This is a genomic window from Candidatus Nomurabacteria bacterium (genome assembly GCA_023898465.1).
GTDB lineage: Bacteria > Patescibacteriota > Patescibacteriia > HK-STAS-PATE-3 > HK-STAS-PATE-3 > HK-STAS-PATE-3.
Map to the genome: position 1 here is coordinate 625,960 of CP060223.1, position 13,569 is coordinate 639,528.

At 45.5% G+C, this 13,569-nt stretch carries 15 protein-coding genes and 4 tRNA genes; 4 read left to right on the plus strand and 15 right to left on the minus strand.

Translation table 11 applies throughout. The features are described from left to right. Positions 1-6: 6 nt before the first annotated feature. Both H6760_03115 and wrbA read right to left on the minus strand, forming a co-directional pair. Positions 7-2,430, minus strand: a complete 2,424-nt coding sequence (locus H6760_03115; protein USN53145.1) for a PAS domain S-box protein — start codon at positions 2,428-2,430, stop codon at positions 7-9. A gap of 21 nt (positions 2,431-2,451) precedes the next feature. Next, positions 2,452-3,135 (minus strand): NAD(P)H:quinone oxidoreductase, encoded by a 684-nt coding sequence (wrbA, locus tag H6760_03120; GenBank protein ID USN53146.1) that lies wholly within the window; start codon positions 3,133-3,135, stop codon positions 2,452-2,454. A 111-nt stretch (positions 3,136-3,246) separates the two neighbouring features. Here wrbA and H6760_03125 point away from each other — a divergent pair, with 111 nt between their 5' ends. The 3 genes from H6760_03125 (at position 3,247) to H6760_03135 (ending at position 7,335) form a co-directional block, all read left to right on the plus strand. Further along, complete coding sequence (locus H6760_03125) at positions 3,247-3,489, plus strand: AbrB/MazE/SpoVT family DNA-binding domain-containing protein (protein USN53147.1); 243 nt, start codon at positions 3,247-3,249, stop codon at positions 3,487-3,489. A 1-nt stretch (position 3,490) separates the two neighbouring features. Next, on the plus strand, positions 3,491-5,257 hold the full coding sequence (locus tag H6760_03130) for an ABC transporter ATP-binding protein (GenBank protein USN53148.1): 1,767 nt from the start codon (positions 3,491-3,493) through the stop codon (positions 5,255-5,257). A gap of 134 nt (positions 5,258-5,391) precedes the next feature. Then, positions 5,392-7,335, plus strand: a complete 1,944-nt coding sequence (locus H6760_03135; protein ID USN54059.1) for an ABC transporter ATP-binding protein — start codon at positions 5,392-5,394, stop codon at positions 7,333-7,335. On the opposite strand, the gene H6760_03140 is transcribed toward H6760_03135, so the two are convergent. The 13 genes from H6760_03140 to rpsB form a co-directional block, all read right to left on the minus strand. Beyond that, a complete protein-coding gene (locus H6760_03140; GenBank protein ID USN53149.1) occupies positions 7,332-7,946 on the minus strand; it encodes a hypothetical protein in 615 nt (204 codons plus the stop codon). The genes H6760_03135 and H6760_03140 overlap by 4 nt on opposite strands. Positions 7,947-7,957: 11 nt before the next feature. Further along, the gene (locus tag H6760_03145) at positions 7,958-8,131 is read right to left on the minus strand and encodes a hypothetical protein (protein ID USN53150.1); all 174 of its coding nucleotides are present in this window, start codon (positions 8,129-8,131) and stop codon (positions 7,958-7,960) included. A 7-nt stretch (positions 8,132-8,138) separates the two neighbouring features. Next, on the minus strand, positions 8,139-8,903 hold the full coding sequence (locus tag H6760_03150) for a hypothetical protein (protein ID USN53151.1): 765 nt from the start codon (positions 8,901-8,903) through the stop codon (positions 8,139-8,141). A 69-nt stretch (positions 8,904-8,972) separates the two neighbouring features. Then, entirely contained in the window at positions 8,973-9,338 is a 366-nt protein-coding gene (locus H6760_03155; GenBank protein ID USN53152.1) for a hypothetical protein, read from the minus strand. 197 nt (positions 9,339-9,535) lie between these two features. Beyond that, positions 9,536-9,609, minus strand: a tRNA-Trp gene (locus H6760_03160). A gap of 24 nt (positions 9,610-9,633) precedes the next feature. After that, entirely contained in the window at positions 9,634-9,789 is a 156-nt protein-coding gene (gene rpmG / locus H6760_03165; GenBank protein USN53153.1) for a 50S ribosomal protein L33, read from the minus strand. Positions 9,790-9,828: 39 nt separating this feature from the next. Then, positions 9,829-9,904: transfer RNA gene (locus tag H6760_03170), tRNA-Thr, on the minus strand. A gap of 17 nt (positions 9,905-9,921) precedes the next feature. Continuing rightward, on the minus strand, positions 9,922-10,230 hold the full coding sequence (locus tag H6760_03175; GenBank protein ID USN54060.1) for a hypothetical protein: 309 nt from the start codon (positions 10,228-10,230) through the stop codon (positions 9,922-9,924). A gap of 267 nt (positions 10,231-10,497) precedes the next feature. Next, positions 10,498-10,584, minus strand: a tRNA-Tyr gene (locus H6760_03180). Positions 10,585-10,612: 28 nt separating this feature from the next. Next, positions 10,613-10,688 (minus strand) — tRNA-Thr (locus H6760_03185). Positions 10,689-10,735: 47 nt separating this feature from the next. Further along, positions 10,736-11,593, minus strand: a complete 858-nt coding sequence (locus H6760_03190) for a hypothetical protein (GenBank protein USN53154.1) — start codon at positions 11,591-11,593, stop codon at positions 10,736-10,738. 10 nt (positions 11,594-11,603) lie between these two features. Continuing rightward, positions 11,604-12,185, minus strand: a complete 582-nt coding sequence (locus tag H6760_03195) for an elongation factor Ts (protein USN53155.1) — start codon at positions 12,183-12,185, stop codon at positions 11,604-11,606. Positions 12,186-12,202: 17 nt separating this feature from the next. Continuing rightward, positions 12,203-13,006 (minus strand): 30S ribosomal protein S2, encoded by an 804-nt coding sequence (gene rpsB / locus H6760_03200; GenBank protein USN53156.1) that lies wholly within the window; start codon positions 13,004-13,006, stop codon positions 12,203-12,205. Between the two features lie 264 nt (positions 13,007-13,270). On the opposite strand from rpsB, the gene rpmE reads away from it, so the two are divergent. After that, positions 13,271-13,555 (plus strand): 50S ribosomal protein L31, encoded by a 285-nt coding sequence (gene rpmE, locus H6760_03205; protein USN53157.1) that lies wholly within the window; start codon positions 13,271-13,273, stop codon positions 13,553-13,555. Positions 13,556-13,569 lie beyond the last annotated feature (14 nt).

Here is a 13,569-nt window from a genome sequence, read left to right on the forward strand (position 1 = left end):
GTAATATTATGAACTTATTAAACCCTTATTTCCCTGCTGTGCTCGCATACCTTTAATAGGCAGACTTACTAAAAATGTCGTACCCTTTCCCTCTTCTGAAACAAAGCTGATTTTCCCTCCGGCCATTTCTACGACCGCTTTTGCAATATAGAGACCTAGACCAGTACCGTCTGTCTCCCTTACTTTTACATTATCAGCTCGGAAAAGTTTTGTGAAGATCTTATCTTGCTGTTTCTGAGGTATGCCATAACCGTTATCTTTAATTTCCACGATGGCATTTTTTTGTTCAAGATACATTTTAACCCAAATTTTACCTTTTTCGGGGGTATACTTTACTGCATTGCTAAGGAGATTATCAAACACTATCTGAATCAATTTTGGATCAAGATGGATTAATGGGATCCCCTTTTTAGTTTGCATCACTAACTTAATTTCTTTTTCATTGATCATTGGTTGAAGTAGCGACGCGCTCACTCGACACAGCTCGGTAATATCCGTTGGTTGAGGATCTACAGCTAAAGTTCCTAGCTCTATGCGAGAGACATTTAATAATGCATTTACCAAATCCACCATGCGTTGATTACCGTGGTATATTTCCTTCACATATTCAAGCTGATTTTTTTTCAGCTTACCCACGTCACCATCTAGCAGCATTTCAGCATACCAATTAATCGCTGAAATAGGCGTACGTAATTGATGAGAAGCTAGAGAAACAAACTCAGTTTTTGCTCGATCGATTTCTTTTTCCTTTGTAATATCTCTTTCAATACCTACAAAGAATAACACATTGTTATCGTCATCTAATACCGGACTAACTGTCACCGATGCTTCATATATCTCACCGTTCTTGCGCTTATTTTTTACCTCACCTTTAAAAGTAAGCTTCTTTTGAAAAATTGTAGTCCAAAACTTGCTATAAAATGCTTTTGGCATGAGGCCGCCCCAAAGCTCTCGCCCACCCGCCTTCTTACCTATTATCTCATTGGCTGAAAAACCAGTTATTTTTGTTGTTGCGTCATTAGCATATACAATAATCCCATCCGGATTTGTAATTACTATTTGATCGGAAGCCTGATCTACCGCTAAGCCAAATTTCTTTAAGTCCTGAGCTAAGAGTAAGGATCGATCTTTTTCTTGCTTCACATCCTTCAGAGACTGGGTTAGTTTAGCTTTTGATTCAGCTAAACCTTTTTTTTGACGCTCTACAAGGGTGAGATTTCGACTAAGTTCAGCGGTACGATCTGCTACTCTTTTTTCTAAAGTACTGCGATTCTTTTCTACTACGCCACGCATTTTCTCAAACGATTTTGCTAAGAGAGAAATCTCGTTGCTTGCACTAAAACGATTAAGCGGTAGAGGTTTTGAAAAATTATTTTGCGCTATGGCATTAGATGCCTCAGTGAGGGTGCGCAACGGTGAGGTGATAAGGCTCGCGAGCAGAAAAGTGATCGCGGTAATGGCAATAAGACTTAACACACCAATCCGAATCGCCTCATTACTAAGCACGGTGACTGGTGCGAACAAACTACTCTCCGTGTACACAGAGATGAGCGCCCAATAACGTTCAGGATGAGCTGGGTCATAAAAAACCTTCTTCCAAGTACGGAACTCTTGATCATCGCTATCTCGCTCAATCGCCTCATCAAACGCGGCTACACGATCCTTCATTTCTGGATGAAGTACAAAATAATTTGCTCGGTTAGGCAGGACAAAGCCGTAAAGCAAATAAGAATCCGGATGTATAAGTATATTTCCCTCACTATCAATGAGGACCTCGTACTGAGTTTCGGTGCTTACACTTCGGAGACCTTCCTGAATAACATCATTTGCATGCAAGTTGAGCACAACATAGCCCTCAATGACTTTAGTCTCGTCGTTTCGAACCTTGGCTACAACTCTCAGCACTGGCACATAGGGCTCTTGTATTTTTCCATACGCGATATTTAAATCATATGGGGAAATGAAAACATCAGTATTAGAACTTTGCGCTTCCTGAAAGTACTCCCACGCTGATTCATCCTCAAGTTGAGATCCTTCTACTATTTGAACAACCCCGTTATCTCCGTCTACACGCACCATCTCTTTGCCATCCAGATCGAGATACTTTATACGAAAAATTCTTGGGTCGGCCTTTAGAAAAGATTGAAATATTTGTTGAGTCTCGGTAATCGCCTGAGTACGAGCCTCGTTTTCACTGCCTGGTAATTTTGTGAGGCTTGGATAATCACGCAAAGAAAGCACAAGGCGGTAATACGTTTCTAGTTCATCTTCCACATGTACAGCCTCTGACTCCACTACCCCTTTTTCTTGTTCTAAGATTCTGGCTTCTAAATTTGTCCTAGCCTGAAAAAATACTAAAAACCCCAGCACAAGCATAGGAATAGCAGCGAGTACTAGAAATATGAGCGCAAGTCGTATTCGTATACCCATAAAACCCCTCTTATGAGCTAATTATCGCTCCTTTTTACGGAAATCGTAACGCAAGCAGCCCTCGCAGCTGCAATTAAGAAAATTTGTCATACTGGCTAAACGTCGACCAAGGAGCCGGGCTACCTTCTTATCGCCCTGACTCAACTTCTTCTCTCCTCGATGCCCACTTACAAAAATACCCCCATATGGACTGCCGGCATCAAAATCAACACCCTCCCCTTGTACTGGATAAGGGATACCTACTGGAATCATGCCTAGATTTAATAAAGGAATAATCAATGAAAGTAATGTTGCTTCTTCACCAGAGTGAATACTACCACCTGAACAGAATACTGCAGCTGGCTTATTCACCAACTTCCCCTCTAACCATATAGGTGATAAACCATCAAGGAATTGCTTCAACTGAGAAGCAAAAGAACCAAAATGCACCGGGGTTCCCAGCGCGACTCCATCAGCGTTAATAAAATCGTCTAAACTTGCTTCAGGGAACTCTTTAGTCAAGCTATTATGCACTTTTTTTAACTTTGGGTTTTTTCGAAAAAAAGAAGCGGGCAAAAGCTCGGGAACTCTCATTACCTTCACTTCAACATCACCTATCTCTCGTGCTCCCTGCGCAATAATTTTAGCCAACTCTGCTGTCTTACCGGTAAAACTATAAAAAAGCACGAGCACTGAAAGCTTTTTTGTATGAATTTTTGTTTGCATAGATGAATTGTAGCTTTTGCTAATAAAAAAAGCAAAATTGACTTTTTCATAAGGATAACATAAGCTCCTAATGACTTACATTTCCTACATGTATGACATAATATGAAGACCATGAAAAATACACATCATGATGCTCACCACTTCTTTGGAACGACCACGCTAGGTGAAAAAGGTCAGGTGGTAATACCGGCCGAGACGAGAAAGGCGCTGAATTTAAAGCCAGGCGACAAACTGCTAGTCTTTGGCATGGGTAAAAATATGATCACGCTGACAAAGTTTGAACAGCTCGAGAAATTTACCAATATTATGAGCAAGCGACTCGACGGCCTGCGTAAAATCCTCCGAGACGCTTAATATGCGCACACTCCTCCGCTTCGTCCGTCCTTATACATGGACCATAGTTTTATTGGTTGGCTTTGTGTATGCCAGCGTGGCTGCCAACCTGGCTTTGCCCGATTATATGGCCAATATTATTAATAATGGCATTGTGGGTAAGGATATTGGCCTGGTCTGGCGAACAGGGTTGGAGATGCTCGCAATATCACTTGGTGGAGCAGCGGCCAGCTTCTTTGTTACCCTACTCGCCTCTCGTATTGCCAGTGGGTTTTCCCGTGACGTGCGAGAAGCGCTTTTTAGTAAGATCGAAAGCTTTTCTTTAAGCGAATTTAATACCTTCTCAACCGCTTCACTCATTACCCGCTCAACAAACGATGTCCAACAGTTGCAAACGGTGCTAGTCATCCTCCTACGTATGGCCCTAATGGCGCCAATTATGGGTATCTGGGCGATTATTAAAGCCTACACAAACGCTCCGTCAATGACCTGGCTCATGGGTCTAGCAGTCGGTGTATTATTAGTGATTATTTCAGTTATTCTGGCTATTGCGATTCCGAAGTTTACTGCCCTGCAAAAGTTAGTTGATAAGTTAAACCTTGTTACTCGCGAGTTACTCACTGGACTTCGGGTTATCCGGGCCTTTCACCGCGAAGAAGCTGAGGAAACAAAATTTGATAAAGCGAATGTTGAGCTTACGCAGCTTAACCTCTTTGTGAATCGACTCATGATCCTCCTGCAGCCAATTATGATATTCATCATGAATGTTACTACATTGGCAATTGTTTGGTATGGCGCAAAGTTAGTTGATGCAGGAGACCTCCAAATCGGTCAAATGATTGCCTTTATGCAGTATGCCATGCAGGCCGTCTTTGCTTTCCTGTTGATCACTATGGTCTTTATTATGGTCCCTCGGGCTTCTGTCTCGGCTAAGCGCATTGGCGAAGTATTACGAACCAAGGCCACTATTCTTGACCCGGAAAAACCTGAGCAAGTTGAAAAACTGCAAAACGGAAAAGTGGAATTTGACCACGTTACCTTTTCCTACGGCCAAGCTGACACTCCTGTGCTGCACGATATTTCCTTCACCGCTGAATCAAATCAAACCACGGCCTTTATCGGAAGTACTGGGAGCGGCAAGTCTACTTTGATCAACCTTATCCCCCGCTTTTATGATGTGAGCTCCGGGGCTATTCGTATCGATGGTCTAGATATTCGACAACTACGCCAAGAGGATCTCTACAGTCGGATCGGTTTTGTTCCACAGAAGGGCGTCTTATTCTCCGGCACGGTGCGTAGTAATCTCACCTATGGGGCTCCAGATGCCAGTGAAGAGGAAATTCGCCGAGTTGCCCACATTGCCCAAGCTGATGAATTCATTGAGAAACTTGAAGGTGCTTATGGCGCGCCTATTTCTCAGGGCGGTACAAATGTTTCCGGTGGACAAAAACAACGCCTCTCCATCGCCCGAGCAATTCTGCATAAGCCACTCATCTATATCTTCGATGATAGTTTTTCAGCACTTGATTTCGCCACAGACGCAAAATTACGAAATGCGCTACGCAATGAGACAAGAAACAAAACGGTCTTGATTGTTGCCCAACGCATTAGCACTATTATGAATGCTGACAAGATTGTCGTGTTAAACGAAGGTCGGATTGTTGGACAAGGCAAGCACGCTGAGCTCATGGAAACTTGCCAAGTCTATCGTGAGATCGCACTATCTCAACTCTCAGAGGAAGAACTACAGGGCTCAGGAATAAAGACACTAAGTGCAGCAAACGCATGAGCGACCAAGAACGTAAAACCCAAAACAGCGGAGCTAGCACCCAATCTGGTCGTCCTATGATGCGACCAATGGGTGGTGGCAACCCTATGGCAATGATGCAGGCCGCAGCGAAGCCAAAAAACTTCAAGCGGACTATGCGTCAACTCGCCACCTATCTTAAGCCGTATTGGAAAAAGATTATTCTGGTACTAGTCTTGGCCATGGCGAGCACGGTTTTCTTAATCGCTAGCCCAAAAATACTCGGGCGTATGACCAATCAAGTAGTGGATGATTTTGTAGATGTCACTGTATATAAGCAGCTGGTGGCAAAACTCCCGGCCGGTACTACTTTCCCAGAAGGTACTACCGGGGCTGATGTGCTCGCCCAACTCCCTCCCGAAACTATTGAAAGCATGCCTGATTTTGCGAAAAGCGCATTAGAAAAACTGGACTTATCACAGGCCCCAAGTTTTCACTATGACATACTGCGCAACATTGCGCTTGAACTCATGATCCTCTACCTCTTAAGCGCGCTTTTTAGCTACATACAAGGATGGATTATTACCGACGTATCGCAGAAAGTTACTTATCAGTTTCGTCGCGATATTTCCACAAAGATTGGCCGGATGCCTTTACGCTATTTTGATAAAACAACTCATGGTGAAGTACTTAGTCGAGTAACGAATGATGTCGATACCGTGAGTCAAACTCTCAATCAATCATTAGCGCAAATTATTACCGCCGTCACAGCGCTGATTGGCATACTTATCATGATGTTCTCGATCAGTTGGGAAATGACTCTCGTGTCTTTAGTCACCCTGCCAATGAGTTTTGGATTGCTTCGCGTCATTGTTGTGCGCTCGCAGCGTTTCTTTAAGCAGCAGCAAGATACGCTTGGACATTTGAATGGACATATCGAGGAAATGTTTAGCGGCCACACCGTTATGAAAGTGTTTAATGGTCAGAAGCGTTCGGTGGCCAAATTCACTAAAAATAATGACGAGCTCTATGGGAGTGCCTGGAAGTCGCAATTCCTTTCTGGGCTCCTCTTCCCGCTTACCAACTTTGTCGGCAACTTGGGCTATGTTGGCGTGACCGTCGTTGGCGGCTATTTAGCTCTGCATGGTCGGGTGAACATTGGCGATATCCAGGCCTTTATCCAATACGTCAACCAATTCAATCAACCAATTATCCAAACCGCAAATGCGGCAAATGTGCTGCAGTCCACAGCTGCTTCAGCTGAGCGGGTATTTGAATTCCTGGCTGAAGAAGAGCAGAGCCCTGAAGCTCATCTGGAGAAAAAAGTATCGCAGGTCACCGGATCGGTCGAGTTTGAAGATGTAGTTTTTGGCTACACTCCAGGGCAAACGATTATTAAGAATTTCACTGCGCATATCAAAGCTGGTCAACGGGTAGCCATCGTAGGTCCGACCGGTGCAGGTAAAACCACCATCGTGAACTTGCTTATGCGCTTCTATAATGTAGACAGTGGGACTATTAAAATTGATGGAATCGACACACGCACAATGTCGCGCGCTGAAGTCCGAGAGCTCTTTGGTATGGTATTACAAGACACTTGGCTCTTCCATGGCACGATTAGAGAAAACCTCCTCTACGGCAAGCCACAGGCAAGTGAAGAAGAGCTCATCGAAGCTGCGAAGGCCGCGCATGTTGATCACTTCATCCACTCACTCCCCCATGGCTATGACATGGTACTTGATGAAGAGGCGAATAATATCTCGCAAGGTGAAAAACAATTACTCACCATTGCACGAGCAATGCTCATTAAATCACCAATGTTGATATTAGATGAGGCGACCAGCTCGGTTGATACTCGCACCGAGATCCTTATTCAAAAGGCTATGGATCGACTGATGCATGCAAAGACAAGCTTCATTATCGCCCATCGTCTGTCCACTATTAAGAATGCTGACCTCATCTTAGTCATGCGTGATGGTAATATTGTTGAGCAAGGCAAGCACGAGGAACTGCTCAAGCAGCAAGGCTTCTACGCCTCTCTCTACAACAGTCAGTTCGTGGCACCACTGATCGAAGAAGCAGAGCCCGTCACTCAAAAGCTGCATTCAGTCCCGGCCTAGGCTCTCCCTTGTAGTCCAATGAGAGTGAGATAAGTGAGTAGTGATGCGATATTAGCTAAAAAGGTAATGAGGCCCCACTTAGCCCACTTCTGCTGGGACTTTTTAAAATCTTCCACACTTGCCCATCGATTTGCCTTCCATGCCATTTCATTTCCTTTGATACCCATAACTATCCACCATACATAATTAATCAATGGGATGTATGCAAAAAAACCAAACCAAACTCGATATGCGATGCTCCATGCCGGAGTAAGAAATGCGGCTGCCCAATTCCATCCTTTTACTTCTTCTGGCACTTGAGCTAACTCATCCCCTGAACGAGCGTCATACCCCGACAAAACCACTTTCTCTTTCCGACGAAAATATACAACACAAACTATGACACCAACTATGGTGGCAGGCACCATTAAAAGTATAAGCACGCTAAGTGTCAATTGAATTGGCACAAGTATATCCTCTCTGTCTTGTAAGAGGTACACTGTTACGCTCCAAATAAAAATTAAAACAGCTACTAAAAGTTGTGGAATAAAAAATGCTAAAGCGCCCTTTACACGATTTCGATAAGGTACTTCTATATACTCTTGTGCTTTTGTGGTTTTTCTTTCAGCCATGAATATTCAACCTAAAAATAACGACTGGCGATTTTGTAGCCAGCCCAAATACCGAGTATACCACCTATCCCACTAAACACAGTCGCGGTAAACGAAAGCCAACTTACTCCCCAAAGTCCGGGAATGGCGCCGCCAATCGTCGTACCCAGGATCGCACCGATCATGACAAAGGGTTTTTTATTCACTGTATTCCTAGTTAATAAACTCACTGAGTTCCTGCTCCCCTCCTAGTGGGGTCACCATAGCGGGCAGAGAACCAAGTAGATAGGCCGCGTTATCAGTGTATTGCAAATCATCAATACGGAAACCAGGAACTGCAGCAATCTCTCGATTAAGCACGTCTTGAGCAGCTTCTTCGATTTGATTATAGTATTTCTCTGGCACAGTCAGACGGCCAACTTTGGCTTTTTGTAAATTCAAGGAAACCGATTGAGTGCCAGTGCGCGTTACGTCTACATCAACATAGACCGGTGCTTTGATATAGGGCGAAACAAAAGCGGAAATCTCCATGCCGCCTTCGCGAAAGCGAACTTGAATGTCACGGACAAAACGCCCATCGCCATGATAGTGTTGAATAAAAGCTGTCACCTCTTCGGAACTATGTTCATCGTCAATGGCCACCTGACCCGCAAAGCTTTTATTTTGTGACCAATAAAATGTACCTGGCTCAGCCTCAATCATCATCGGATTATCCGCTAAGGCACTGGCTAAATCGGCTTCGGTAGGATGGACCCCTAAATCAATCGGCTTATCAGAGCCAAAGAGTTGTGTCAGACCTGGGATATGCCATACGCCTGAATACCCTAGGGCCAGGAGAGGCAATATTATCAATACCACCACGAGAGTCACGAGCGTCCATCGTAAGCGATGACGCTTTGGTTTAGGTAGTGATTCCTGATGCTCGCCCTGTGGCAGCTCATGTGCAGGATTGAGATCAGCTTTTACTTCATTTGGCATACTCGTTTAGTAAATTCTAAGACCTCCTTAGGTATTGTGCCCTGAGAGGCTCCTTTGGTCAATTCTCTCCTAGGTGAATAAAAATCGCAGGACCAACAATAGCGCCCCAAGTACACATAACACCGCCCAATTGCGAAAACCGTAAGGAGCGTATCGCTTGCCAGCCACTAATTCAAATAATGTCTTTTCATCACCGTAGCGAGCGTGCACAACCCCCAAGGGACAATTTCCATGATTCAACATCACAATAATCCACTGCCCTGCAAGTAGGGCTATACTGGCAATCGTCCATAAATTAAGCGCCCGGAAAAGACCTGAGTACCAAAGATACCCAGTGGCTAAAGTCATGCTTATGCCAATAATAAAATGACCAAAGCGCACCACATATACCATTCGCTGATAAGGCTTTGCGGACGACACTGTATTCATATACATATCCTAGCACAAAGCAGGATGCAAACGCCGAAGACTTGGGCCCGAAGGGTTAAGTCTTCTAGGGGGCCCCGCTGCAAACCAAGGACCTCGAGCCTGCCGAGAGGGACTGTTTGCAGTGGGGAAAAGGGACATCCTTGCAAAGGGCGCAGTGAAGACAATTTGTTGTCGTCACGGAGCCCACAGCAAGTGATGGCCCGTGGCAGGGGCGGAAGGTGTCGAACCCTCGTTACCGGTTTTGGAGACCGGTGTTCTACCGTTGAACTACGCCCCCACAGATTCGTAGAATCAATGAAGACTATTTTGTCTCTTTATGGAGAGTATGCTTTTTGCACCACTTACAGTGCTTTTTCATCTCAAGTCGACCTTTGAGGGTCTTCTTGTTTTTGAAGCTGTGATAGTTGGTGCGCTTGCACACCGTGCATTCCAGCTTAATAAGATTATCTTGGGACATAGCAGTATATTATTTATGCGTATATTCTTGCCGACCGCCTGGAGCCGATGGTCGGATTCGAACCGACGACCTTCACTTTACAAAAGTGTTGCTCTACCAACTGAGCTACATCGGCGCCCGGCGCTTGGCAAGTTATGAAAGCTCTAAGCGAGGAAAAATATCGATGGCTGGTTCTTCATAAGGGTGCGCCTGCTTCAACGCTATTATTACCTCCTCTACTTTTTCCTTATGACAGAGCATGCGAATCACTTCCTCTTCCACAATCTCTTCCTGACCAATCTCCCCTATGGCAGGATGCGCTCCCTCTTGCGGGATGAAACGTCCAGTAGTGCGATAGCTTCCACTACAGTGTGAATAGTTGCCCATCTTCCCTGCGCCAGCATCACCCATTGCCTTACGAACTGCATCAGCTTGGGGCACTGGCACCGAGGTGCGAATCATAACGTATTCTGATTCTTGAAGTGACATAAGGAATAGAGTGCAAACGCCGAAGACTTGGGATTTTTGGGGCTCCATTTGAAACCAAGGATCTCGAGCCTGTCGAAAGAGACTGTTTCAAATGAGGAAAGGGACATGCGCCGTAAGGGCTTTCAAACGCCGAGCGCTTGGGCCGACAGGTTAAGTGCGAGGCGTAAAGGCACACGCTGGCAAAGGGTGGAGTGTTCTCGTTTTAACGAGGACACGCAACCCGCAGCCAGCGATGGGCCGTGGTGGGCCGGGTAGGATTCGAACCTACGAAGGCGCAAGGCCAGCAGATTTACAGTCTGCCCCCGTTGACCGCTTGGGTACCGACCCTCATGTGAGGAAATGATCTCACCACTCCTGGAGCCGATGAGCGGATTTGAACCGCTGACCTACTCCTTACCATGGAGTTGCTCTACCAACTGAGCTACATCGGCACAATGTAGCACCAGAAGTAATAAGACCATTATTTTTTATGAATGAACTACAGTGCTTTTACCTGCTCATCAAATTCACTAAGGCGCTGATTTTCCGGATTCACTTCCTTAAGCTTATCAAAGACTCGTATAGCGAGTAGCTTCTTCTTTGCCTCAATGGCTAGCTCAAGCGTGCCGTGAAGAAACTTAGGATTATTTGGCATGAGCTCCAAAGCGCTTTCGCAACTATCTACCGCATCATCGTACTCACCCAAGCCTCGTTGTGCCATGCAAAGATCGTAACGGAGTTCGGCCATTTCTGAGCTGTAACCACCGATGTTTTGACTTGGCTGACCATTTGGCTGCTGAACACCTTTTACCTGATAGGTACGCTGAGCTAAATCAAGCGCATGACGGAAAACATCTCTGGCTTGTGCGTGCTCTTTCATTCGCAGATACACATCACCGAGAATTCGATACGCATCAATACTCTTCGGCTCAATCGCGATAGCTTCGATACAGCGCTGCTCAGCCTCACTATATTGCTCGTTCTTACTTAGGCTTTCCGCTTCTTCGATGAGTAAGACCACTTTACGCTGCGCTTCAGCTCGCTCACTTGGAGATCGCTCTGAGTGCGCTCGCTGGCGATACTGTCGTTCAATGGATTGTAAACGGGCGTAGAAACTTCGAGCCGCTCCCCTACCTCGATTCACTAGACCATGCAATCTTCCAATAGTCTTTTCATGCACTCCATCAAGTTTACGCTGCAAGCGGCGCTCGATCAGATCAAGCTTACGCTGTGTCTCCTGCTCACTCTTAATCTTACGCGTATCAATCGATGTGAGGCTCGGAAGCTTTCGAAACAGTACCACCGCAATGACGGCGATACCGGCAACGATCAGGATAATGAGTGCGATGTCGAGCACGTGGGTAGGATTATAACTCGAAACGAATGAAGCGACCTATTTGAATATTTTCCCCAAACTTTGTAACCGCTTCAGCAACGTATTCCTCAACCGTCTTGCTATCGTCCATAATGAGAGGCTGCTTCATGAAACAGATTTCACTATAGAAACGGGCAAGCTTTCCATCAATAATCTTCTGCACAATCTGCTCTGGCTTACCTTCAATATCTTTTGAAGTAGCAGCCAATTCGCGCTCCCTTGCTACCAAATCCTCTGGAGCATCCTCTGGTCGTAAACACTGTGGGTTAGCAGCTGCGATGTGCATTGCCAGCTCATACGCAAAACGTTGGAAATCATCAGTCCGTGAAACAAAATCTGTTTCGCAGCTTACCTCAACCATGGCGCCAATTCGCTTATTTGCATGAATGTAAGAAGCAACCACACCTTCTTTTGTCTCGCGTCCCTGCTTTTTCACAGCTCGGGCCTGTCCCTTCTTGCGGAGAACGAGTAAGGCAGCCTCATAATCATCTTTAGCTTCCGTTAAAGCTTCTTTTGCTTCAACTACACCGGCGCCGGTTTCTTCTCGTAATTTTTTAATGAGTGCTAAGTCCATGAATACGTACCTAGAGATTAATTATCGTTGGAGCTATCCTTTTGCTTATCCTCTACTTCGGCAGCTGCCTCTTCCTTCGCAGCCTCCGCTTTCTTCTCTTTGGTTTCGCTTACCTGGATATCAGCCTTTTGCTTACCAGAGAGGATTTCATCAGTCATGACACTGAGGATAAGATCAAGCGCTTTGGTGGCGTCATCATTTGAAGGAATCGGATACGTAACGCCCTTAGGGTTTACATTAGTATCGACTATGGCGATTACCGGAATGCCGACCTTCAAAGCTTCTTTCATGGCGGTGCGCTCTTGCTTCACATCAACGATGAAGACTGCGGCTGGCAAGGCATCAAGCGTGCTGATACCACCTACGAGACCTTCTAAACGTTCCAGCTCTTCTTTGAAGCCTAATTGCTCGCGCTTGGTATAACGGCCTAGCTGACCGCCTTCTACTTCTGATTTCAACTTCTTATATTTGGCAATCACGCGGCTAACAGTTGGGAAATTGGTGAAAGTTCCACCAATCCAACGATTCGTCACATAAGGCATGCCTACGCGTTGCGCTTCACGCTCTACAATTGCCTTGGCTTGTCGCTTGGTACCAATGTAAAGGACCTTGCCTCCCTTGGCTGCTAACTCACCAGCAAAATTGGCGGCTCGCTCCAAACGCTCCTTGGTCTGCTCGAGATCAAGGATATAAATGCCATTTCGAGCAGCAAAAATGAATGGTTTCATTTTTGGATGCCAACGGCTGACCTGGTGGCCAAAGTGTACACCAGCTTTCAATAACTCTGAGAGGGTAACTTCTCGCATATTGTTTCCTTTCATCCTATCTGGATAGTTCTCTCAATGACTATCTCAGTAGGTCCACTATCGACCTAGCGGCTGGGACCTCGGCATGAGGCAGGATCCAGTCGACAGTCTTAGCTGGGTGGCTAAAGGGTCGATATGAGTGATAAATAACGAATAAATGAACGGTGTAGACTCTACCATAGAAGCAAAAATCCCGCAAGGGTGGCTCAGGGGCTTCTGGAGACTTGCAAAGTATTCCCTATTCTGCTAAGCTTAGCCACGCTTTTCCTAAGAAATGCTATGAAAAAATCCATCCACCCAAACTATACACACGAAAGCAAGGTTATCTGTGCTTGCGGTAATACCTTTAGCACCGGCTCTACCCAGGATGAAATTCGTGTAGAAATTTGCTCAAATTGCCACCCTTTTTACACTGGTAAGCAAAAACTCGTTGATACGGCCCGCCGTATTGACCGCTTTAACCGTCTCCGGGAAAAAACCGAAACGGTCAGCGCTGCCCGCAAAACCAAGCAAGCTACAAAGGCAAAGCCAGCAAAGAAGACAGACGAAAAGAAGAGCAAATAGCTGCTTGGCGGTAT

Excerpts from the sequence above, each read along its gene's own strand:
- H6760_03115 (USN53145.1), bottom strand. The coding sequence starts at position 2,430 with ATGGGTATACGAATACGACTTGCGCTCATATTTCTAGTACTCGCTGCT.
- wrbA (USN53146.1), bottom strand. The coding sequence starts at position 3,135 with ATGCAAACAAAAATTCATACAAAAAAGCTTTCAGTGCTCGTGCTTTTT.
- H6760_03125 (USN53147.1), top strand. The coding sequence starts at position 3,247 with ATGAAAAATACACATCATGATGCTCACCACTTCTTTGGAACGACCACG.
- H6760_03130 (USN53148.1), top strand. The coding sequence starts at position 3,491 with ATGCGCACACTCCTCCGCTTCGTCCGTCCTTATACATGGACCATAGTT.
- H6760_03135 (USN54059.1), top strand. The coding sequence starts at position 5,392 with ATGCGTCAACTCGCCACCTATCTTAAGCCGTATTGGAAAAAGATTATT.
- H6760_03140 (USN53149.1), bottom strand. The coding sequence starts at position 7,946 with ATGGCTGAAAGAAAAACCACAAAAGCACAAGAGTATATAGAAGTACCT.
- H6760_03150 (USN53151.1), bottom strand. The coding sequence starts at position 8,903 with ATGCCAAATGAAGTAAAAGCTGATCTCAATCCTGCACATGAGCTGCCA.
- H6760_03155 (USN53152.1), bottom strand. The coding sequence starts at position 9,338 with ATGTATATGAATACAGTGTCGTCCGCAAAGCCTTATCAGCGAATGGTA.
- rpmG (USN53153.1), bottom strand. The coding sequence starts at position 9,789 with ATGTCCCAAGATAATCTTATTAAGCTGGAATGCACGGTGTGCAAGCGC.
- H6760_03175 (USN54060.1), bottom strand. The coding sequence starts at position 10,230 with ATGATTCGCACCTCGGTGCCAGTGCCCCAAGCTGATGCAGTTCGTAAG.
- H6760_03195 (USN53155.1), bottom strand. The coding sequence starts at position 12,185 with ATGGACTTAGCACTCATTAAAAAATTACGAGAAGAAACCGGCGCCGGT.
- rpsB (USN53156.1), bottom strand. The coding sequence starts at position 13,006 with ATGAAAGGAAACAATATGCGAGAAGTTACCCTCTCAGAGTTATTGAAA.
- rpmE (USN53157.1), top strand. The coding sequence starts at position 13,271 with ATGAAAAAATCCATCCACCCAAACTATACACACGAAAGCAAGGTTATC.